Here is a 22,566-nt window from a genome sequence, read left to right on the forward strand (position 1 = left end):
TTTAAGTAACTATAAAGTCACGTAAAACTGCCCCTTCTCTTTTTTCAAGTCTAGACCAATCCACCTGTTGCATACGAATATTAATCAACAAGTTTCCATCTTGGTCATATTCTTCTTGCTGAATACACTTCATTTGGAAGAATGTACTACGTAATCGACCTTGATGTTGTGGAGGAATACACAATTGGTATTGCACCATTTGACTCGCTAGGCGCTCAGTCAAGGCTGCAAATAAAAGATCCATGCCTTTGCCTGCCATAGCAGACACCCAAACTGTACGAGGAATACCTTCCTCATCACGTTCGATACGTGGCTCTTGCCCTTCGAGGTTATCAATCTTATTCATGACAACCAGAGTGGGAACCTCGTTAGCGTCGATCTCTTCTAGTACTTCATGTACTGCTTGAATATTCTCACGAAAACGCTCATCACTGGCATCGACAACATGTAACAAAATGTCAGCTTCTTGCGTTTCTTGCAGCGTCGCTTTAAAGGCAGCAACCAAATCATGCGGTAAGTGGCGAATAAATCCCACGGTATCAGCAAGTATGGCAGCGCCAACGTCAGCTAGTTCTATCTTACGCAATGTCGGGTCTAATGTAGCAAACAATTGATCCGCCGCGTAAACGCCAGCTGCTGTAATACGGTTAAACAGAGTAGATTTCCCTGCGTTGGTATAACCAACAAGAGAAATGGTTGGGATTTCTGCTCGACTTCTTGCTCGGCGACCTTGCTCACGTTGTTTGGCCACTTTTTCCAATCGGCGCAAAATGGCTTTAATACGTTCACGCAATAAACGTCGGTCAGTCTCTAACTGAGTTTCACCTGGACCACGTAAACCGATACCACCTTTTTGACGTTCAAGGTGAGTCCAACCACGAATAAGGCGAGTCGAAATGTGACGAAGCTGAGCGAGCTCAACTTGTAATTTACCTTCGTGGGTACGGGCACGTTGTGCAAAGATATCTAAGATCAAACCAGTACGGTCTAACACTCGACATTGGCACAACCTCTCGAGGTTACGCTCTTGGGCAGGAGAGAGGGCGTGGTTGAAGATCACCACGTCGGCATCAGTCGTTTGCACATACTGCGCAATTTCCTGAGCTTTGCCCTCACCAACATAGTATTTAGGGTGTGGGGACTGTCGACTCCCCGTTACAACTTGTAACGACGACACTCCAGCAGACCATACCAGCATTTCAAATTCGCTGAGATCTTCCCACTCCCCTTGTTGCGTGAAGTTGACATGAACAAGTACGGCTCGCTCACCGGCTTCATAACGGTCAAACAAGCATCAACTCCTTAAAATAAAACTAATTGTGATCAGGGATTAATCTTCCGATTTCTCTGATGGACGGTCACCGTTTGCTTGGCGTTCACCACTGTGGTGGCTTACTGGACGAGCAGGTACAACCGTAGAGATCGCGTGTTTGTACACCATTTGGTTAACCGTGTTTTTCAATAGGATCACGAATTGGTCAAAAGATTCGATCTGACCTTGAAGCTTAATTCCGTTCACAAGGTAGATAGACACGGGAATACGCTCACGACGTAGCGCGTTTAAGAATGGGTCTTGTAGAGATTGCCCCTTAGCCATTTTATTTTCCTTATTTTGTAATTTTGTTTTAGTTATTTAGCTATCGGTTATTGTAACAACCGTTTGTTACATCGGAGCTAAACGAATAAAAAGCCCTGAATTACTGTTATGGCGGTAAATACCGCAAAATTCAAGTAACAGATCCTTTACAGGGTACATTCACGCAAAAGCGATCACATTATACACAGCTTGAACCACTCGATGCCACGGCATTTGAGACAGTTTCTAGTGCTTGTTCAATGTTTTCGCTATCTAACCAAGTTAAATTATCCCAGCTGCGTAACCAGGTAATTTGTCGCTTGGCCAATTGGCGGGTTGCACAGACGCCACGAAATATCGCTTCATCAATAGTGCAATTCCCATCCAAATAGTCCCACATTTGTCGATAACCTACGCAGCGAATCGACGGAAGATCCGGATGAAGATCATCACGCGCGTACAACGCTCGCATTTCCTCTTCAAAACCAGCCTCGATCATCTTTTCAAAACGTAGCTCAATTCGACGGTGGAGCTCCGCCCTATCCTTGGGAGCGATTGCAAATTGTTTGACGTTAAACGGTAGGCTCTCACCTTTGGTTTGCGTCAACTCAGTAAGAGTTTTACCTGAAATTCGATAAACTTCCAACGCTCGAGACAATCTTTGTGGATCGTTGGGATGGATGCGTTGGGCTGATACAGGATCAATTTCATGCAGCTGATCGTGCAGCACGCCCCAACCGAGAGTCAATGCTTCCTGCTCGATTTGTTTACGAATTTCAGGGTTTGCAGCAGGAAGAGGTGACAGACCTTCCAATAATGCTTTGTAATACAGCATTGTACCGCCAACGAGCAGCGGAATTTTACCGTCAGCCACAATCTCATTCATCGCTTGAATGGCGTCACGACGAAAATCAGCTGCAGAATATGACTCTGTTGGATCCAATATATCAATCAGACGATGCGGCGCCAGTGCCAATTCATTCTCATCCGGTTTTGCGGTACCAATGTCCATACCTTTGTAGATCAACGCTGAATCTACTGAAATAATTTCCACTGGGTATCGCTGGCGAAGACGGATAGCTAAGTCGGTTTTACCTGACGCTGTTGGCCCCATTAAAAACAGGGCTAATGGCAATTCTTTATTCATAAATTAAACGCTGCAATGGTTGCAGTAAAATCAATCGGCCTGACAAATTGTGGATCATGTAAAGGAAGCGCTTCTTGCCAAAGCATTTCTACTTCAGCAACGATTTGAATCGCTTCAGATAAAGTGTAGTCACTTTTTGCTGACGTCACTGTATCGGCTAACCATTTACTCAAAATACGCCAGTCGAGGTTACCCTTTTCCGGAGCGGTAAATGAAGCGGCGTAAGATAACAGATTCGGCATCAACTGTTGTAAGTTTTGTTGGCGCAGCGGTTGGGGAACCCCCATCACCATCAATGATTGTTCATTACGCAGTTTGAACTCTATGCCCAACTGACGAAACTGATCTTGATGCTGCTTGACCGCCTCACTCTGCGGAGCGTCAATTTTTAACCCCAATGGCACCAATAAAGGCTGGCTCTTTAACCCTTCATTACTTACTTGAAGTTGCCCCAACACACGCAACCATTCGGCATATGGCAAGGAAACGACATGTGCGCCCGCCTTATTGGCCATCATGACAAATTGACCTGAAGCCATGCAGATCGCTTTACCCAAAGATTCTATTGCTGCATCTACCTGACTCGATGGTTGGGGCTCGCGTGGCGATGATGGCGGTAACTTAGGTGTTTGCATCAACTGTTGATAAGCTGCGACTTCCTGCTTGGAAGGCGTTGGTGCGGCATGGCGTTCTTGAGGCTTAACGCGCGGAACAGAGCGACTCTCAACCCAATCATTACGCGGAGCTTGCTCCCGCACTTGTGTTATGTCTTCATCACTAGCAGGATCAACTGCGCGCCCTGGATAATGAGGGACTCGCTCAATCGCTTGGTAAACTTGCTCAGGTACGACCTGATTTAGCTCAGCTGGAAACGATGTCGGTTTATCCGTATCCATCGACTCTGATGAGAGCGTTTCTGACGGATCATCCGCAGCGTGATGGAAGGCTGAGGTATTGATCTGAGGTTGGTCGATATGGTGACTTTGCGCCAAGGCATCGGCTAACGCTTGATAGATAAAATCGTGCACTAAACGGGCTTGATGAAAACGCACTTCGTGTTTAGCGGGATGAACATTGACGTCAACTTGGTGCGGATCAATATCGATATACAGCACATAGGTTGCAAATTGATCGGGACGCAAACTATTTTCATAACTTTGACGAATCGCATGGTTGATCAATTTGTCACGCATCATACGGCCATTAACGTAACAGTACTGCAAATCACTTTGTTGACGAGCACCATCGGGTGTGGTGATCCAGCCGTGAAGCTTTAGACCTTGATGCTCAAGCTCAATCTTAAGCATACTGCGCACGAAGCTGTTACCGCATACCGCCGCAATACGCTTTTCTGCTTGAACTTCCGTTTTTGCGTCTCGATACTGCTTCACCAACTTGCCGTTATGGCGCAAATTGATCGTGACATCAAAACGGCTGAGAGCAATACGTTTGATGAGTTCATCAATATGTGCAAATTCAGTTTTTTCTGTGCGCAGAAACTTACGCCTTGCAGGGGTATTGAAGAAGAGATCGAGCACTTCAACCGAGGTACCAATAGGATGCGCAGCCGGTTGAAGCTTCACTGCCATATCGCGACCTTCACTGTGCGCTGCCCATGCTTGCTCTTGGGTCACCGGACGCGAAGTTAAGGTAAGACGAGACACTGAGCTGATACTCGCAAGTGCCTCACCACGAAAACCCAGGCTCATTATCGCTTCAAGATCATCTAAAGAATGGATCTTTGACGTTGCATGACGACTTAGCGCAAGGCCAAGTTCATCTTTCACAATGCCTTTGCCATTGTCTCGAACACGAATTAACTTGGCGCCACCTTTCTCAATATCAATATCGATACGAGTCGCGCCTGAGTCCAAGCTATTTTCGACAAGCTCCTTTACGACCGAAGCGGGTCTTTCTACCACCTCACCAGCGGCGATTTGGTTAGCAAGCCGAGCGGGTAGGATCTTAATCGTCATGGTTCACTTTCTGCTTAGTTATGAGGAATGATCAATACCTGACCGATAGCCAGTTGATCCGATCTCAGGTTATTGGCTCGGCGTAAACTATTAATGCTCACATTGTATTTATCAGCAATCTTACCTAAAAACTCGCCGCGCTGTACTTTGTGCTTGCGCAATGGCTGATCTTTTAAGCTAACGGTAATCTTGAGTTTCTGACCTAGCTTCAAGGTATCCGAGCGAAGATTATTTTGACGTTTAATATCCGCAACCGATACTTTGTACTTGCTGGCAATCTTGCCCAAATACTCGCCACGCTGTACCACGTGAGTAATGGTCTTTGTTTCCACTGGATTGCTGGCTTTCGGCACCGACACTGGCGAACTTGCACCCGGAATCGTTAACACTTGGCCAATCGCTAAGCTCGAACTCTTGAGGTTATTCGCCGCCATAATCGCTTTGGTTGAAGAGCCATACTTCTTAGCAATCACTGACAGTGATTCACCACGCGCAACTTTGTGTTTTATCGTTTTGCCACGATTAGCAAACAAAGTGCCTTCTGGTGGATTTTCTTCAAAGTATTTCACAATCGCTTTAGTTAAAGCACGAGCAAGTTTGTCTTGATGGCTACGCTGGAAGAGTAATTTCTCTTCTGTCGGGTTAGATATAAAACCGGTCTCCACCAATACAGACGGAATATCCGGTGATTTCAATACCGCAAGGCTAGCATTAACTGGCTCTTTTTTATGTAAGCGCACACCCGCTAGGCTCATTTCTCGCAAAATCTTGGTCGCGACTTTATAGCCTTCTTTTTGTGAGTGACTAAATTGCAGATCCAACAAGGTTTGGCTCACGTTCTTGTCGTTGTTGTTTTTCGCCAACACTTCACCGGCGCCACCTAAAAGCTGAGACTGTTCTTCATGGTTTTCAACCCAGCGAGCAATTTCAGTATTGGCACGACGCGTATTGAGCACGAACACCGAACCACCACGAGGTTGTGGCGAATGGAAGGCGTCAGCATGAATAGAAACTAACAAGTGCGCTTTGTTCTTGCGTGCAATCTCTGAACGCTTGTTCAAGTTAACAAAGTAGTCACCACGACGAGTCAATACTGCCTTCATTCCAGGAATGGCATTAATTTGATCGGCAACTTTTTTGGCAATCGATAGAGTCGCGTGTTTTTCGTATTTACGTGTCGGACCGATCGAGCCTGGATCTTCGCCACCATGGCCGGCATCAAGAGCAACAACAATATCCGCAGTACCAAGTAACTGTGACGCATCACGGCTCACTTCACTCTTACTTGCAGCCGGTGTGCTCGGCGCTGTTTTGCTCGCACCATGACTGATATCTACCACCAACCGATGGCCATATTGTCCGCCCGGTGTCGGTGCGAGCTTAAATAGCTGCACAGCGGTTTTTTTGGTTAACTCAAAGACCAGACGATACGTTCCCGCTTTAGGCGGCGTACTCTTACGGATCTTTTTCAACACTGGACTGTCCTGAACATTCAGCGGCAGTTTAGTTTTGAGTTGAGTATCCTTTAGATCGACAACCAAACGTTCAGGGCTGGAAAGCGTGAAATAGCTAAACTCAGCTTCTGATTTAAGATCAATAACTACTCGAGTTTCATCAGGAGAAGGCCAAACTCGAAGACTCTCTAATGCATTAGCCCAAGAAGACGCTGAAAGCAGTGAAAACACTAATGCTATGCATAGAGTAAAAGCGCGCAAAGGATGGATGATCAACATAACTCCAATAAGTCTAGCAGGCGAATACCATATTCATTGTTTGCAGTAACCTGAGCAATACGTTGCTCACCGTTATAACGAATATCAATGTCTAGATCGGCTTCCGGCAGTAATCCTGTCCCTTTTTCAGGCCATTCAACTAAACAGATAGCGTCAGCAGTGAAATAGTCGCGAATACCCATAAACTCTAGTTCCTCAGGATCCGCCAATCGGTAAAGATCGAAATGATACACTTGCCATTGAGCAAGTTGATAAGGCTCTACTAGTGTATATGTTGGGCTCTTTACATTACCTTGATGCCCTAACGCACGAACGAAGCCACGACTGAATGTGGTTTTACCCGCACCAAGATCACCATGAAGATAAATGGTGGTTTGCTGCGAGCACAAATTGGCTAACGCCGTTCCTAATTGGATCGTTGCTTGTTCATCTGGTAGGACAAAATGTTTTGAGCTCATGACTAATCTTCTCTGGAATGACTATATAAAAATCAAAAGAACTGGAATAGTAAACTGGGTTGGATTTGAGAGACAAGATCTCTTATGTAAGTAAAAGGAAAATATTCGCGATTGGTGGCTTGTGTATTGGCTAGATCCTCACCTTAAGATCTTGTAAGATCCGTCCCCCTTTTTGTTGAGTGACACTTGCATGAATTACCAAGAGCTAGCCGATAAAATCAAAATTTGGGCCAAAGAGCTTGGCTTTCAAAAAGTTGGCATCTGCGATGTAAACTTGCAAGAGCATGAAGCAGAGCTGCAAAAATGGCTGGATGCGGGCTATCACGGCAGTATGGACTGGATGGCTCGCCATGGCATGATGCGCGCCAGACCTAATGAGTTACTACCTGGCACTATTCGCGTGATCAGTGCTCGTATGGACTATCTACCACCACAAGCTCAATTTGCAACGAATCTTAGTAATCCCAATCATGCTTATATCAGCCGCTACGCGCTTGGGCGTGATTACCACAAGCTAGTACGCAATCAACTGAAAAAGCTTGGACAATTGATCGAGCAAGAAGTCGAACACCTCAATTGCCGTCCATTTGTTGACTCCGCCCCAATACTCGAACGTCCTCTGGCACAAAAAGCGGGGCTTGGCTGGACAGGTAAACACTCACTGATTTTAGATAAAGACTGTGGCTCATGGTTTTTTCTCGGCGAATTACTGGTTGATATTCCGCTACCCGTCGATGAAGCCAGTGACAATCAATGTGGTAATTGCAAAGCCTGTATTACCTCTTGTCCGACTTCCGCCATTATCGAGGACGGGGTTATCGATGCCCGTCGCTGCATTTCATATTTGACGATTGAATTTGATGGCATTATTCCGGTCGAATTTCGCAAAGCGATGGGTAATAGAATCTATGGCTGTGATGATTGCCAATTAGTTTGCCCATGGAATCGTTATTCTGAAGTCACACAACAAACCGATTTTCACCGTCGCGCCTCATTAGAGAGTCCGGATTTGGTCACACTGTTTAATTGGGATGAAACAACCTTCCTAAAAAATATGGAAGGCTCCGCAATTCGCCGTATTGGGCATCAGCAATGGCTGCGCAATATTAGCGTCGCGATGGGCAATGCACCTTTTTCTCATGCAATCATTGAATCACTCGAAAGTCGTAAAGGCTTGTCCTCTGAGCTTGACGAACATATTGACTGGGCTATGACTCAGCAACTCTCTCAAGCAGACGAAAAAAATGGAATTAGGATAAAGCAAGAACGATTAATTCGAATTGTGCAAAAAGGTCTTCCAAGAGACGCATAATGCTTGCCAACTTTACGAATAAATAATTTGAGTTGTCTCTCAATTTGTATATGTGGAAAAATTAACTACAGTGATTAAAAATCTAATCAAACAAAAGTTAACCACAGAACAAATTTATGACTAGGATCAATGTATTTTTAGATAATGATCCATTTTTAAACGAATCAATGCTCGACAAAAAATAAACCTTTACATATCAGCCATTTACACTAATTCATTTCACAAAATGTGACTACAGTTCAGAGAAAGATCTTTTTTTGAAGGGGTTATCAAGAGCTATATTTCAGGTTACCCACCAAGTTATCCACAACATCTAATTTGTGGATAAGTCTGTTAGTTACACGATAAATTTCGCATATACAGAGGCATAGCATTTGGAGATTTGAGCTCAAAACGCAGAAATACAAAATTTAGGTCAAAATCAACCTAAACAATTTTAATTTTTTGGGGATTATGCTTCACAGCATTAGAAAGAGCGGATGGCTAATTTTAGCCACATCAAATGGTGGTTCATTTGATAAAAAATTGGAGCGACACACGAGGTTCGAACTCGTGACCTCAACCTTGGCAAGGTTGCGCTCTACCAACTGAGCTAGTGTCGCATCTTTGTCATTGTGCACAATGAGGGCTATTAAATTGGAGCGACACGAGGTTCGAACTCGTGACCTCAACCTTCAAGGTTGCGCTCTACCAACTGAGCTAGTGTCGCATCTTTATCATTGTTAAGCACAATGAGGGCTATCAAATTGGAGCGACACACGAGGTTCGAACTCGTGACCTCAACCTAACGAGGTTGCGCTCTACCAACTGAGCTAGTGTCGCATTGATAAATCGCCTGAGCAATTTATCTTAATGTGGTTGCGGAGCTGGATTTGAACCAACGACCTTCGGGTTATGAGCCCGACGAGCTACCAAGCTGCTCCATCCCGCGTCCGGATGTCATTGTTAAGCACAATGAAAGCTATCAAACTGGAGCGACACACGAGGTTCGAACTCGTGACCTCAACCTTAAAGGTTGCGCTCTACCAACTGAGCTAGTGTCGCATTGATAAATCCTGAGCAATTTATCTTAATGTGGTTGCGGGAGCTGGATTTGAACCAACGACCTTCGGGTTATGAGCCGACGAGCTATAGCTGCTCCATCCCGCGTCCGGATGTCATTGTTAAGCACAATGAAAGCTATCAAACTGGAGCGACACACGAGGTTCGAACTCGTGACCTCAACCTTGGCAAGGTTGCGCTCTACCAACTGAGCTAGTGTCGCATTGATAAATCGCCTGAGCAATTTATCTTAATGTGGTTGCGGGAGCTGGATTTGAACCAACGACCTTCGGGTTATGAGCCCGACGAGCTACCAAGCTGCTCCATCCCGCGTCCGGATGTCATTGTTAAGCACAATGAAAGCTATCAAACTGGAGCGACACACGAGGTTCGAACTCGTGACCTCAACCTTGGCAAGGTTGCGCTCTACCAACTGAGCTAGTGTCGCATTGATAAATCGCCTAAGCAATTTACCTTAATGTGGTTGCGGGAGCTGGATTTGAACCAACGACCTTCGGGTTTGAGACCCGACGAGCTACCAAAGCTGCTCCATCCCGCGTCCGGATGTCATTGTTAAGCACAATGAAAGCTATCAAACTGGAGCGACACACGAGGTTCGAACTCGTGACCTCAACCTTGGCAAGGTTGCGCTCTACCAACTGAGCTAGTGTCGCATCAACAACGTTTCCGTCGTTCAGGGCTGCGAATTATAAGAGCATTTTTTTGTGATGCAAGCCCTTCCTGCGAAAAATCGTAGTTTTTTTCTCGTTTGATGAAAAAGCACACAAAAGCATGGTTAAAAATCCGGTTTTGAACAAAATACGAGCACTGCAATGGTTAAATTATCTACGCTTAATTAGCTGATTTTTAAAAGCACTTTATTTATTGGCAACAAGATTTAATTCGTAAATGAGACCATAACCGAGCAAACCGACTTTTAAAAGACGCTATAACTGGTTTAAAAGTAAGCATTTGGTTATAAAACATCATAAATAGTATCTTGATGCAGATGGAGTTGATCGTGATCGCAAGGGGCGAGTTTCAATCTTTGACTAAGTTTCTATTGCTGATCTTTCTCGGTCTATCACTTATTGGTTGTGGCTCAATGCCAAAGCCCGTGCGAAATTTGGGTAAAACCGATGTCGACTTTGTCATGGACGTACATGTAAAGCAGCAAAAAGAACTGCTAATGGAACTGACTCGCAAATTATACGTGCGTAATCCCAATCAACTTAACAAGCTCAACGGGATAACAATTGAAGACCGTATGCTGCAGATATTTGGGCGTCCAGACGAACTTGAAGCTAAACCTTTGGTGTTTGAAGAACTTGGCAACAAAACCAGTATTGATGCTATTCTTCTCGCGTTTGATGAAAACTATCAAGGCGACCGAGTGTTTGCCGCGATTGTTGGCCTTACTGAAATGCTGCGCCGCTCTTACAATCATCAACAAGAATTTTTTATTCTCGACTCACTTGATGAACAATCGCTCTACAACAGCGCTCGAAATATAGAAGTGTTTGTTTGGCGACTATACCACCGTAAAGACAGTCAGGGAGAGCCATTAATACTCAGTAACCATTTCACCGAAGAGAATATCGACATCAGTTTCGATCGTCTTTTTGCCAAGATGGTAATGGTACAAGATATGATGGCATTGATTGTTGCTGATAAAACCGATCGTAGTATTACCAAGGTTGCCCATGGTGTGGCGCAGTTTGTCTTTCTTCCCGTTCCTTAAAGAAAAAACCGCAGATGAATCTGCGGTTTGAAATTATCGACTGACTAGATTTAGATCTTAAAAATTGTCTGACGGTAGTATTTGAGTTCAGCGATAGATTCGCGAATGTCGTCCAGCGCCAAATGGCTACCTTGCTTAGAAAAACCATCTAGGATCTCTGGCTGCCAGCGGCGAGTCAGTTCTTTTAGCGTGCTCACATCTAAATAGCGGTAGTGGAAATACTCCTCCAATTCCGGCATGTGCTTATAGAGAAAGCGACGATCCTGACCAATACTGTTACCACAAATTGGCGACTTACCTTTTGGTACCCACTTTTCTAAAAACTCAACCGTCTGACGAATCGCTTCTTGCTCGTCAACTTGACTGTTACGAACTCGTTCAACTAGGCCACTGTTGGTGTGTGTGTTGGTGCACCAATCATCCATCTTTGCCAGTTCTTCCTCTGGTTGATGCACGGCCAGTACTGGGCCCTCAGCCAAAATATTGAGTTCACTATCAGTGACAATGGTGGCGATTTCGATGATCTTATGAGTCTCTGGATCCAGCCCAGTCATCTCAAGATCAACCCAGATTAAGTTTTGATCGCTAAAGGACATAAATCGTTGCCTATTGGTTTTTCGCTAAAAAAGGTACTATACCCAAATTCGGATACCCAAGATAGCAATCTGCGGTATCGAACCTAAGAGAATCAGATTAAGTAGATCATCGTGGCAAAAAAGAAAAAGCTAACCAAAGGTCAAGTACGACGCGTTCGTAGCAATCAAAAACGCAAGCTGACAAAAGAAGAAAGCGTCCAGTGGGACGAGTCGATGCTGGGCGGTTCAAAATCCGGTCTTGTCATCACCCGATTTGGTCAACATGCCGATATTGAAGACAGCGAAAGCGGTGACATTCATCGCTGTAACTTGCGTCGTGGTATTGAAACACTTGTTTCTGGCGATAAGGTTATCTGGCGTCCAGGTTTAGAATCAATGGATGGTATTTCAGGTGTGGTTGAAGCCGTTGAACCACGTAGCTCAGTATTAACGCGCCCAGATTACTACGATGGTCTAAAACCGGTTGCCGCGAACATCGACCAAATGGTGATTGTCTCTTCGGTGCTACCAGAATTATCACTCAACATTATCGACCGTTACCTAGTGGCGTCGGAGACTCTGGGCATCGCACCACTGATTGTACTGAACAAAGTCGACTTACTAGAGGACGAGCAACGTGAAACCTATCGCCAATGGCTGAATGAATACGAGCGTATCGGTTACAAGGTTCAATTTGTCAGTAAGAAGAGTGGCGAAGGCATCGCTGAATTGGAGCAAGCATTGCGTGACCGCATCAATATATTTGTTGGTCAATCAGGTGTGGGTAAATCAAGCTTAGTCAACGCGTTAATGCCTGAACTCGAGATTGAAGAAGGCGCCATTTCAGAAAACTCTGGATTGGGCCAACACACCACGACCGCCGCTCGCCTTTATCATATTCCTTCTGGCGGCGATCTAATTGACTCTCCAGGGGTGCGCGAATTTGGTTTGTGGCACTTAGAAGCCGAAGAAGTGACTAAAGCGTTTATCGAATTTAAACCGTACCTTGGTGGCTGTAAGTTCCGAGACTGTAAGCACTTGGATGATCCTGGCTGTATTTTGCGTGAAGCGGTTGAGAATGGCGAGGTGAGCGAAACACGTTTCGAAAACTACCATCGCATTCTAGAAAGCATGACGGAGAACAAAGCGAACCGCCAATACTCACGCAGCAAAAAAGCGGACCTCTAACGCAAGCTGTTGTTTAGATACGCTGCAACTGCTGACTTTTGCCACAGAATTAAGTAACATTCTGCGCCCAAAGTTTTGAAACAGATAATTAACATTGGAATTAAACACAATGGATAAGATTAAAGTTAGACTGCAATATTGGATTCCACAGCATGCCCTGACGCGTTTAGTCGGCAAGCTTGCATCCGCAAAAGCTGGCGGTCTAACCACAGCGATCATTCGTTGGTTCATCAAACAATACAACGTCAACATGGATGAGGCTTTACAGTCAGATCCAAGCTACTTTAAGACGTTCAATGAATTCTTCGTCCGCGAATTGAAAGAAGGCGCTCGCCCAATGGTTGAAGGCGAGAGCGTAATCACTCACCCTGCTGACGCTCGCGTAAGTCAATTTGGTCCAATTGAAAATGGCAAGCTAATCCAAGCGAAAGGCCATGATTACACGGCGCTAGAATTGCTTGGTGGTGATGAAAAGCTGGCAGAAGAATTTGCTGATGGTGAGTTTGCAACGCTGTACCTATCGCCAAGCGACTACCACCGCGTACACATGCCATGTGATGGCACGTTACGTCAGATGATTTATGTACCTGGTGATCTGTTCTCAGTGAATCCACTAACTGCAGAAAATGTACCCAACCTATTTGCTCGTAACGAACGTGTCGTGTGCATTTTTGACACTGAGTTTGGCCCGATGGCACAAGTACTGGTTGGTGCAACCATCGTTGGTAGCATTGAACAAATCTGGGCAGGCACGGTGACGCCACCACGTGGCAACACCGTGTATCGTTGGGACTACCCTGCAGAGGGTGACAAATCTGTGATGTTGAAAAAAGGCGAAGAGATGGGTCGTTTTAAACTTGGCTCAACAGTTATCAACTTATTTGCAAAAGACAGCATCCACTTCGATGACAGCATGAAACTGGGTGAGAAAACCGTTTTAGGCACCGCCTACGCCCATCGCAAATAAGCAAAAAACGCGCTTAAATAATCCTCACTTTATGTGGGGATTTTTTTGACCCAAAACAAATCTAACGCAACAAATTTTACCAGTTTGCAAAATTATTAACCCAGTCTAAGACCTTAATTTGTTTATATTTTAATCTAGCTTTCAATTCCGATTTGAAAGGTACGAACGCCTATGAAAAAGATTCATTACGGCACCATAATCAAGCTCTTAGTCTGTTTTGGGCTGCCGCTCGCGGTTCTGTTTATGCCCATTGATTCTATCCCTATTGACGATCTTACTCTTATCCAACATCGACTTCTTGCCATCTTCTTACTCGCTGCTCTTTTGTGGGTGTTGGAGCCCATCCCTGTCTTTGCTACATCGATATTAATCATCGCCCTTGAGCTGATCATGATCTCCAATAAAGGGTTGCATCTATTTCGGAATCCACCAGCCGGTCATGATTTTGGTGAACTTGTCGCTTATACCGATATTTTTGGAGCCTTCTCCTCACCGATCATCATTCTCTTTATGGGTGGTTTTGCCTTGGCAATTTCTGCCTCTAAATATGAGTTGGACAACAACTTAGCCCGGGTGCTACTCAAACCATTTGGCACCCAACCACGCTTTATCATGCTGGGCTTAATGTTGATCACCGCAATCTTCTCAATGTTTATGTCAAACACTGCCACCACAGTAATGATGCTTGCACTATTGGGGCCAATCGTTGCCTCTGCCCCTAAAGGCGATCTTGGAGTGAAAGCATTGGTGTTGTGTATTCCTATTTCAGCCAATACCGGCGGTATCGCAACCCCTATTGGTACCCCGCCAAATGCCATTGCTTTGCAATATTTAACCGGTGACAACACCATCGACTTTTTGCAATGGATGATGATGGGACTCCCTTTTGTCATTGTGCAATTGACTATCGCTTGGTTCTTACTGCAAAAACTTTTCCCTTCTCAACAAAAAGAGATGGAGTTAAAGCTTAATGGTACGTTCCAAAAAAACTGGCGAGCCATGACGGTATACGCCACTTTTGCCGTGACCATTCTATTGTGGATGACCACCAAGCTACACGGCATGAACACTTATGTGGTGGCGATTATTCCGTTAGCGGTGTTTACCGTTACTGGCATCATGGGCAAGGAAGAGCTCAAACTGATCAACTGGGATGTATTGTGGTTAGTAGCCGGTGGTATTGCGATAGGTATTGGCCTTGATAAAACAGGCTTAGCATTCGCACTTGCGCATGCAATCGACTATGAGTCACTATCACCAATGGCAGTGATCATTACCATGTCTTTAGTGTGCTGGGTAATGGCAAACTTCATGTCCAATACCGCAACCGCTAACCTTTTAATGCCAATTGCGGCGGCAATTGGGGTATCAATGCAAACGCTAGATATGCAAAATTTACTGGTTGTTGTCGCCTTCTCGGCATCACTCGGTATGATTTTACCGGTCTCTACGCCACCAAACTCTTTGGCTTATTCTACAGGCCTGATTGAGAGCAAAGATATGGCGAAAACCGGTGTCATCATCGGTGTGATTGGTCTATCGATCGTTTATATCGCCAACTGGATCCTTTCATAATCTTCGATAAGCAAGCATCGGGCATTCTCTTGTCCTTTGCTTGCCGTCTTTCTTCAGGCATATTATTGATTCTTCATTGACGCTCACTGAGCGTATTTGCATTGATTCAAGGATGAATTCAATTATGGGCTATGAATGGTTAGCTCTTGCTGCCGCTTTTCTATGGGCGCTCTCTAGCGTTATCTCTGTGACGCCTGCGAAACATCTTGGCAGCTTTGCTTATAGCCGTTGGCGTATGGGCTGTGCCAGCATTATCCTCGCATCAATGGCACTGATCACCGGAGGTTGGTCAACGGTTACCTTACCTTCAATAAGTGCAATGGTGATCTCTGGACTTATTGGTATCTTCATCGGTGATACTGCACTTTTCTCTTGCCTCAATCGCATGGGGCCGCGCCAAGCCGGATTGCTGTTCTCATGTCATGCCGTTTTTTCTGCTGTTCTGGGCTATTTTCTGTTTAGCGAGCATATGACAACACTGGAATTGCTTGGAGCTAGCCTGGTCTTTGCCGGGGTGGTGTTAGCGATTTTCTTTGGCCGCAAAGGACAGCAAAATAATCAGTTAGAAACCATCAATGGTAGTACTTGGGTCGGTATTGGTCTTGGATTACTGGCCGCTCTTTGCCAAGCGCTCGGAGGGATTATCGCGAAACCAACGATGCTCACCGATATTGATCCTGTCGCGGCATCTGCAATGCGTATGATGTCTGCCTTTATCGCGCATAGTTTGTTATTGCTCACTGGTGCACGTATTGCCAAAGCCACTCATACCATTAATCGCAACGTGTTTCTGTTGACCGCTTTTAATGCCTTTTTAGCGATGGCTGTCGGCATGACATTAATCTTATATGCTCTACAAGAAGGGAATGTGGGGATGGTGGCTTTGCTTTCCTCTACCACACCAATCATGCTGCTACCTATACTGTGGATTTACACCAAACGATGCCCCAATCGTTATGCGTGGTTTGGTGCGAGTTTAGCGGTAATTGGCTCCGCTATCTTGGTGCAATAACACTATTGGGCTTGAGACAAAAATTAGCCGTATTAACTATCAGAGTGATTGGTTTTTTCTACTTTACAAACGCACTCAATGGTTGAGAATAAGAGTCATTATTAATGTAAGCGTATGGTGAATTAAATAATTCACTGAAAGATTGCTACGAGAAATCGCGAACAATATTTGATCTTAACCTACAGTTCTGGTTAAAAAGTGTAGTAAAATTACGCTAGTTTTGTATTGAGGTACTCAGGTTAGTCCCTGACTCCGACAGTTACTATTTTTAACGAGGTTTAATCTATGTCTGCTAAGAAGCCTTTGGCTCTAGTTATCCTTGACGGTTACGGTCACCGTGAAGATACAGCAAATAACGCTATTGCAAATGCTGCGACTCCAAACTTGGATAAGCTATTTGCCGAACATCCAAACACGCTAATCTCTGCCTCTGGTATGGATGTAGGTCTACCTGACGGTCAAATGGGTAACTCAGAAGTTGGTCACACTAACATTGGTGCTGGTCGTATCGTTTACCAAGACCTTACTCGAATCACTAAATCAATTTCTGACGGTGAGTTTGTTCAAACTCCAGCTCTAGTTGAAGCAATCGATGCTGCTGTAAAAGCAGACAAAGCGGTACACATCATGGGTCTAATGTCTCCAGGTGGCGTACACTCACACGAAGATCACATCTACGCAGCCGTTGAAATGGCAGCCGCTCGTGGCGCAGAGAAAATTTACCTACACTGCTTCCTAGACGGCCGTGACACACCGCCACGCAGCGCTGAAGGCTCTCTAAAACGCTTCCAAGACCTGTTCGCTAAACTAGGCAAAGGTCGTGTTGCATCACTAGTGGGTCGTTACTACGCTATGGACCGTGACAACAACTGGGATCGCGTTCAAGTTGCTTACGATCTGCTGACTCAAGCAAAAGCAGAATTTACATTCGACACTGCTGTTGAAGGTCTAGAAGCGGCTTACGCTCGTGATGAAAACGATGAGTTCGTAAAAGCAACTGCGATCAAAACTGCGGACCAAGAAGATGCGATCATGCAAGATGGCGATGCCGTTATCTTCATGAACTACCGTGCTGACCGTGCGCGTCAAATCACACGTACTTTTGTACCTGGTTTCGACGGTTTCGAGCGCGCTGTATTCCCTGCGCTTAACTTTGTAATGCTGACTCAATACGCTGCAGATATTCCTCTAGCAATCGCATTCCCACCAGCATCACTAGACAACACTTACGGTGAGTGGTTATCTAAGCAAGGTCAAACTCAGCTACGTATTTCAGAAACTGAAAAATACGCACACGTAACTTTCTTCTTCAACGGTGGCGTTGAAAATGAGTTTGATGGCGAAGAGCGTCAACTTGTAGCGTCTCCTAAAGTCGCAACATACGACCTACAACCAGAAATGAGCTCAGGCGAACTGACTGACAAGCTAGTGGCGGCGATCAAATCTGGTAAATACGACACTATCATCTGTAACTACCCTAACCCAGACATGGTTGGTCACACCGGTGTATACGAAGCAGCGAAACAAGCTATCGAAGCTATCGATGACTGCATCGGTCGCGTAGTAGAAGCAATCAACGAAGTTGATGGCCAAATGCTAATCACAGCTGACCACGGTAACGCTGAAATGATGGTTGACCCAGAAACTGGCGGCATCCACACTGCACACACTAATCTACCAGTACCACTTGTGTACGTAGGCAGCAAATCACTTGAGTTTGTTGAAGGTGGTAAACTGTCTGACCTAGCACCAACTATGCTATCGCTAGCGGGTCTAGAAATCCCAGCAGAGATGTCTGGTCACGTTATCGTTAAATAATCACTAACGCATAACTTAAAAACGCCCAAGTATTACTTGGGCGTTTTTGTTTCTGCATTCATCACCACAAGATTTGACATTACGCTTTCTTCCACGATTTCTCTTTAGGTATACTGACCCTCAATCAAACGCTTAGGATATTTTGCGCTAATGACACTTTCAGCCGAATCCAAATTTCGTCGCCGCTTTACCCTGCTACTTGTCACGCTGTCTTGCACTAGTGCGTTAGCTTTATCACCTGTATCTGCCGCGAACCAAAACGAATTATCTGGGGTTAAAGGTGAGATTTCACGTCAAAAACAAAGCTTAAGCTCACAACAGAAAAAGCTCGACGATCTGCAAAAGTCACTTAAAAACCAAGAACTAAGCATCAACAACTTAGAGCGAGAGATAAAACAGACCAAATCTTCGCTAGGTCAGACAAATCAGAACATTGCTTCACTAGATAACAAGGTTTCAGCGCTACAAACACAAAAAAAAGCGCAAAGTGAAAAGCTTATCCAATTGCTACAAACCTACTACGTGACTGAGCGAGCAAAATCACCGACTAACGTTTTATCGCAAAATGCGGATGATGATCGCATTAGCCACTACTTTCAACATCTTGCAAAGCAACGTGCTGAGACGATAGAGAAACTTGAAAATACGGCGCGAGATCTAGAGCAAAGTGAACAACAACTGTTACTCGAAAAACAACAACTGACGAAGTTACTTGAACAACAAACCAATAAACGCGAGCAGCTAAGCAAAGCCCAGTCACAGCGCAAAGGTACTGTAAGTAAAATTCAAAAAAGCATTTCCAGTGATCGAGTCTATCTCTCTGAACTGCAACGTAATGAAGCGCGTTTAAAAGCAGAGATAGCAAAAGCAGCGAAACGCAATGCTGTACCAATGGATGGACTCGCACGCCAAAAAGGCAAACTACCATGGCCTGTAAAGGGCAGAGTTCTTAATAGCTACGGCTCACGACAAACCGGGCAAATTAATTGGAAAGGTATGGTGATTCAGGCCAACTATGGTCAAGCGGTCAAAGCGGTTTACTCTGGCACCGTCGTCTTCGCCGATTACCTACGTGGTTATGGTTTAGTGGTGCTACTCGACCACGGTAAAGGGGATATGACGCTGTACGGATTTAACCAAAGTCTATTGAAGAAAGAAGGTGATAAGGTCGCCGCTGGCGAGCAAATCGCGCTGGCCGGTGATACCGGAGGTCAAGAACAAGCCTCACTCTACTTTGAAATTCGCCGTAACAGTAAAACCCAAGACCCTATTGCTTGGCTTAAACGCCGCTAGGAATGAATTCATCTACCGAAGGCGCTGTAAAGCGCCTTTAAATTCATATATTAACGTTGGTAGTAATCACTCACTTTATGAATAAGCGACGGTAGCATCTCAACCTCCAAATGGTTGATGCCACCAGCGGCCTCTCTCCCTCCCCCGGAAAAAAACTGACTGCATAGTTCACCCGCTCCTTGCTTGTTATCTAAAGGTGCACGCAGCGAAACCGTATATCCATTCTGACTGTTTTCAGTTAAGACTAAATGCGCTTGATGCGGCGTTTGGTTGGCTAACCAATTACCATAAACCCCGCTAATACGTCGTGAGGCAGCGCTATTGGGCAGCTTATAGACATTTAAGTTCGCATCTTGATAGGTAGGCTGTAGTGATTGAGCACTGCTCATATCCTGCTGATAAGCCGCTTTTAGACTATGGTACGGTGAATCTTGCGCAGCAATAACAGCGAAAGGATCATCGTAAGTCAAAAGCTGCTGAAACAACTTTGCAGGATGGTAATGGAGATCATCAAGGCTCTCACCATAGCCGTTATAGTTAACTAGAGTCCCCAACTCTTTTAGCTGTTGGGCTTGCTGAAGCGATAGGCCAGCCAAATGTGCGAGCTCATCGGCGCGTGTAAGCAAATTATCGCCATAAGCCGCCACTATCGCCCAATAATGGAAACGACCTTGAAGAAGTTGGTCGACAATCAGAGCCGTACATGTGTTGGCATCAAGATTGATATGTGCTTCAAGAGTTGGGAAGGTAGGAATATCACCACTTTGATGGTGATCGGCATAAAATACTTGAGCGCCAGACTCCAAAGCTTGGCGTAAGCCTTGCTGATTACGGCTCATCGAAATATCGAGAACTGTTAACGAATCACCGACGCCAACCTTGATGTTATCGAGCAGTTGAATGTCACGTTTAACGCCTGTAACCAGCTGAGCCGATTTAGGCTCTGCTAAGCGCAGTTGAAGAAGCGCGATAATGCCATCAGCATCACCATTAAAAACGTCGTAGTGCATAACAATACTCAGGTTATAAGATTATGATTAATCTAACCTTTGCTATGCAATTAAACAAAGAGCGAAAGGTTATAAACCCTCTCCTTCGATTATAATACGCTCGATGATCTTACGTCAGCTTAGTACTCAAGCGTGCATTGCTTTGACGCCTTCTTCTAGTAATTGCAGTTGCTCCAAGCCAGTTTCCGTTGCTTGTGGCTTCACGACGGAGATCATTTGCAGCATACCTCGGTGAATCACATCCTCAGTGATTTGAGTCTTGGTCGACATCGCCGACTGGTAACTTAACCAACTGGTCGCGATCAAATGCAAAGTACGAACTTGCGCCTTCATATCACTAGGAGAGACATTAAGTAAACCCAATGAGACAAAGTCAGCCATGATACTCACAAGATTCGCCTGCAGCTTCTCCTGAACCACAATGTAGTCTTGGTGCAAGTCTTCATCACGCTGCAGTATTTCAGGTAGGTTGGCGTAGAAAAAACGGTACTTCCACATCAAAGTGAAAATCGAGTTGAGGTAACGTTTTAACATCACCAAACTCTCTTGCTGGACTGATATCGGGGCAAAACGCTCAAGCAGTTCATTTGAGTACAAAGCAAAGATTTCTCGCACGATTTCTTGCTTGTTACGAAAGTGGTAGTAGAGGTTACCCGGACTAATATCAATATGCGCGGCAATATGATTGGTCGTGATATTTCGCTCACCATGCTCATTAAAAAGATCGAGCGCCGCTAGAACTATTTTATCGCGCGTCTTCATCGTGGGAGTGTTCCTTTCAATTAATCCAATACCATCTACAGATGTAGTGTATCGCTGCTTTACTCGTTATGCACTAGTGTACCGAATAATAAAAAGCGCCTGGTCTAATCAGGCGCTTTTTTTATATCGAATAAATCTTACGATTACTTGTGGTAAGGTTTTGAAAGCTCGTGTACCGCTTCAACGAACACACCCGCATTTTCTGGCGGTACATCCAAATGGATACCGTGACCCAAGTTAAATACATGGCCAGTACCTGCATCACCAAAGCCTTCAAGGATTGATGACACTTCCTCACGAATACGCTCAGGTGAAGCGTACAGCATCGATGGATCCATGTTACCTTGCAGTGCCACTTTATCGCCGATACGCGCTTTAGCGTCAGCGATGTTGATGGTCCAGTCTAGACCCACAGCATCACAGCCTGTTGCTGCGATTTGCTCTAGCCACATACCACCGTTTTTGGTGAATAGTGTTACTGGTACACGACGGCCTTCATTTTCACGAATCAGACCATCGACGATCTTGTGCATGTACTGTAGTGAGAATAGGTTGTAATCACGCGGAGTAAGAACGCCACCCCAAGTATCAAATACCATAACAGACTGCGCGCCAGCTTTGATTTGCGCATTCAGGTACTCAATAACGCTATCTGCTAGCTTATCCAACAATAGGTGAAGTGTCTGAGGCTCTGCATACATCATCTTCTTGATCTTAGTGAACGCTTTCGAGCTTCCACCTTCAACCATGTAAGTCGCCAGTGTCCATGGACTACCAGAGAAACCAATCAATGGTACTTCACCTTGCAGATCTTTGCGGATCTGACGCACGGCATTCATTACGTATTGCAGCTCACCTTCAGGATCTGGAATACCAATCTTGTCTACGTCAGCTTTACAAGTGATCGGCTTATCAAACACTGGGCCTTCACCCGTTTCGAAACGCAGACCAAGTCCCATTGCATCGGGAATAGTCAAAATATCAGAAAACAAAATTGCCGCGTCTAGCGGGAAGCGACGTAATGGTTGGATCGTCACTTCAGAAGCGAGTTCTGCATTGCGACAAAGCGACATAAAGTCACCCGCTTGGGCGCGCGTTGCTTTGTATTCAGGTAGGTAACGACCTGCTTGGCGCATCATCCATACTGGGGTGTAATCTACTGGCTGTTTTAAAAGCGCGCGTAGATAACGATCATTTTTCAATTCTGTCATTGTGCTTTTCCAATCTTGGGCCTTTTTGTTAACGCCCGTATTCTAACACTGTTTTAGGGGTAAAAGCCGAGTGCTTTGCAACCTAGATCAAGTTATTAACCTTTTATTGATTGGTTAATTTGCACCCCAACCTCAACAGTGATTAAATTTCAACGCTAGCGAAAACTACAA

Annotated in this window: 18 protein-coding genes and 9 tRNA genes; 8 read left to right on the forward strand and 19 right to left on the reverse strand. The window is 45.1% G+C overall.

The window, feature by feature from the left end; translation table 11 throughout:
- Position 1: 1 nt before the first annotated feature.
- From hflX to tsaE, 6 genes are all read right to left on the reverse strand, one after another.
- A complete protein-coding gene (gene hflX, locus Vt282_RS12370; RefSeq protein WP_162045458.1) occupies positions 2–1,291 on the reverse strand; it encodes a ribosome rescue GTPase HflX in 1,290 nt (429 codons plus the stop codon).
- Between the two features lie 39 nt (positions 1,292–1,330).
- Positions 1,331–1,597, reverse strand: coding sequence for an RNA chaperone Hfq (gene hfq, locus Vt282_RS12375; protein ID WP_162045457.1), 267 nt, complete (start codon positions 1,595–1,597; stop codon positions 1,331–1,333).
- A gap of 178 nt (positions 1,598–1,775) precedes the next feature.
- A complete protein-coding gene (gene miaA, locus Vt282_RS12380) occupies positions 1,776–2,723 on the reverse strand; it encodes a tRNA (adenosine(37)-N6)-dimethylallyltransferase MiaA (RefSeq protein ID WP_162063521.1) in 948 nt (315 codons plus the stop codon).
- Positions 2,720–4,699 carry a DNA mismatch repair endonuclease MutL gene (gene mutL / locus Vt282_RS12385; RefSeq protein WP_162063522.1) on the reverse strand — a complete coding sequence of 660 codons (1,980 nt, stop codon included), beginning with the start codon at positions 4,697–4,699 and terminating at the stop codon, positions 2,720–2,722. The genes miaA and mutL overlap by 4 nt, the downstream gene beginning before the upstream one ends.
- 14 nt (positions 4,700–4,713) lie before the next feature.
- On the reverse strand, positions 4,714–6,432 hold the full coding sequence (locus Vt282_RS12390; RefSeq protein WP_162045454.1) for a LysM peptidoglycan-binding domain-containing protein: 1,719 nt from the start codon (positions 6,430–6,432) through the stop codon (positions 4,714–4,716).
- Positions 6,426–6,890 (reverse strand): tRNA (adenosine(37)-N6)-threonylcarbamoyltransferase complex ATPase subunit type 1 TsaE, encoded by a 465-nt coding sequence (tsaE, locus tag Vt282_RS12395; RefSeq protein ID WP_162063523.1) that lies wholly within the window; start codon positions 6,888–6,890, stop codon positions 6,426–6,428. Before tsaE ends, Vt282_RS12390 begins: the two co-directional genes overlap by 7 nt.
- Before the next feature lie 190 nt (positions 6,891–7,080).
- On the opposite strand from tsaE, the gene queG reads away from it, so the two are divergent.
- Positions 7,081–8,202: a tRNA epoxyqueuosine(34) reductase QueG gene (gene queG, locus Vt282_RS12400; protein WP_162063524.1), complete on the forward strand. Its 1,122-nt coding sequence runs from the start codon at positions 7,081–7,083 to the stop codon at positions 8,200–8,202.
- Positions 8,203–8,728: 526 nt separating this feature from the next.
- Here queG and Vt282_RS12405 read toward each other — a convergent pair.
- The 9 genes from Vt282_RS12405 to Vt282_RS12460 all read right to left on the reverse strand — a co-directional run bounded on the left by Vt282_RS12405 (position 8,729) and on the right by Vt282_RS12460 (position 9,917).
- Positions 8,729–8,804, reverse strand: a tRNA-Gly gene (locus Vt282_RS12405).
- A gap of 35 nt (positions 8,805–8,839) precedes the next feature.
- Positions 8,840–8,911, reverse strand: a tRNA-Ser gene (locus Vt282_RS12410).
- A 38-nt stretch (positions 8,912–8,949) separates the two neighbouring features.
- Positions 8,950–9,024 (reverse strand) — tRNA-OTHER (locus Vt282_RS12415).
- 33 nt (positions 9,025–9,057) lie between these two features.
- Positions 9,058–9,133: transfer RNA gene (locus Vt282_RS12420), tRNA-Met, on the reverse strand.
- A gap of 144 nt (positions 9,134–9,277) precedes the next feature.
- Positions 9,278–9,351 (reverse strand) — tRNA-Met (locus tag Vt282_RS12430).
- 39 nt (positions 9,352–9,390) lie between these two features.
- Positions 9,391–9,466: transfer RNA gene (locus tag Vt282_RS12440), tRNA-Gly, on the reverse strand.
- Positions 9,467–9,499: 33 nt separating this feature from the next.
- Positions 9,500–9,576, reverse strand: a tRNA-Met gene (locus tag Vt282_RS12445).
- 39 nt (positions 9,577–9,615) lie between these two features.
- Positions 9,616–9,691, reverse strand: a tRNA-Gly gene (locus Vt282_RS12455).
- A 150-nt stretch (positions 9,692–9,841) separates the two neighbouring features.
- A tRNA-Gly gene (locus Vt282_RS12460) sits at positions 9,842–9,917 on the reverse strand.
- A 374-nt stretch (positions 9,918–10,291) separates the two neighbouring features.
- Between Vt282_RS12460 and Vt282_RS12465 the strand changes: the two genes are divergently transcribed.
- Positions 10,292–10,984, forward strand: a complete 693-nt coding sequence (locus tag Vt282_RS12465) for a hypothetical protein (protein ID WP_332058902.1) — start codon at positions 10,292–10,294, stop codon at positions 10,982–10,984.
- A gap of 50 nt (positions 10,985–11,034) precedes the next feature.
- On the opposite strand, the gene orn is transcribed toward Vt282_RS12465, so the two are convergent.
- Positions 11,035–11,580 carry an oligoribonuclease gene (orn, locus tag Vt282_RS12470; protein WP_162063525.1) on the reverse strand — a complete coding sequence of 182 codons (546 nt, stop codon included), beginning with the start codon at positions 11,578–11,580 and terminating at the stop codon, positions 11,035–11,037.
- Between the two features lie 111 nt (positions 11,581–11,691).
- Here orn and rsgA point away from each other — a divergent pair, with 111 nt between their 5' ends.
- The 6 genes from rsgA to Vt282_RS12500 all read left to right on the forward strand — a co-directional run bounded on the left by rsgA (position 11,692) and on the right by Vt282_RS12500 (position 19,412).
- Positions 11,692–12,747: a small ribosomal subunit biogenesis GTPase RsgA gene (rsgA, locus tag Vt282_RS12475; protein ID WP_162045450.1), complete on the forward strand. Its 1,056-nt coding sequence runs from the start codon at positions 11,692–11,694 to the stop codon at positions 12,745–12,747.
- Positions 12,748–12,856: 109 nt separating this feature from the next.
- Positions 12,857–13,714, forward strand: coding sequence for an archaetidylserine decarboxylase (gene asd / locus Vt282_RS12480; RefSeq protein WP_162063526.1), 858 nt, complete (start codon positions 12,857–12,859; stop codon positions 13,712–13,714).
- A 171-nt stretch (positions 13,715–13,885) separates the two neighbouring features.
- Positions 13,886–15,289, forward strand: coding sequence for an SLC13 family permease (locus tag Vt282_RS12485; protein WP_162063527.1), 1,404 nt, complete (start codon positions 13,886–13,888; stop codon positions 15,287–15,289).
- A gap of 124 nt (positions 15,290–15,413) precedes the next feature.
- Entirely contained in the window at positions 15,414–16,301 is an 888-nt protein-coding gene (locus Vt282_RS12490; protein ID WP_162063739.1) for a DMT family transporter, read from the forward strand.
- Positions 16,302–16,586: 285 nt separating this feature from the next.
- Positions 16,587–18,119, forward strand: coding sequence for a 2,3-bisphosphoglycerate-independent phosphoglycerate mutase (gene gpmM / locus Vt282_RS12495; RefSeq protein ID WP_162063528.1), 1,533 nt, complete (start codon positions 16,587–16,589; stop codon positions 18,117–18,119).
- 150 nt (positions 18,120–18,269) lie between these two features.
- Positions 18,270–19,412 (forward strand): murein hydrolase activator EnvC family protein, encoded by a 1,143-nt coding sequence (locus Vt282_RS12500; RefSeq protein ID WP_162045446.1) that lies wholly within the window; start codon positions 18,270–18,272, stop codon positions 19,410–19,412.
- A 50-nt stretch (positions 19,413–19,462) separates the two neighbouring features.
- Here the strand turns inward: Vt282_RS12500 and Vt282_RS12505 are convergent, their stop codons facing one another.
- The 3 genes from Vt282_RS12505 to hemE all read right to left on the reverse strand — a co-directional run bounded on the left by Vt282_RS12505 (position 19,463) and on the right by hemE (position 22,395).
- Positions 19,463–20,422: a DHH family phosphoesterase gene (locus Vt282_RS12505; protein WP_162063529.1), complete on the reverse strand. Its 960-nt coding sequence runs from the start codon at positions 20,420–20,422 to the stop codon at positions 19,463–19,465.
- Positions 20,423–20,548: 126 nt separating this feature from the next.
- Positions 20,549–21,184 carry a TetR/AcrR family transcriptional regulator gene (locus tag Vt282_RS12510; RefSeq protein WP_162063530.1) on the reverse strand — a complete coding sequence of 212 codons (636 nt, stop codon included), beginning with the start codon at positions 21,182–21,184 and terminating at the stop codon, positions 20,549–20,551.
- A 143-nt stretch (positions 21,185–21,327) separates the two neighbouring features.
- Entirely contained in the window at positions 21,328–22,395 is a 1,068-nt protein-coding gene (hemE, locus tag Vt282_RS12515; protein WP_162045443.1) for a uroporphyrinogen decarboxylase, read from the reverse strand.
- Positions 22,396–22,566: the final 171 nt, after the last annotated feature.

This window comes from Vibrio taketomensis, from assembly GCF_009938165.1.
GTDB classification, from domain to species: Bacteria; Pseudomonadota; Gammaproteobacteria; order Enterobacterales; family Vibrionaceae; genus Vibrio; species Vibrio taketomensis.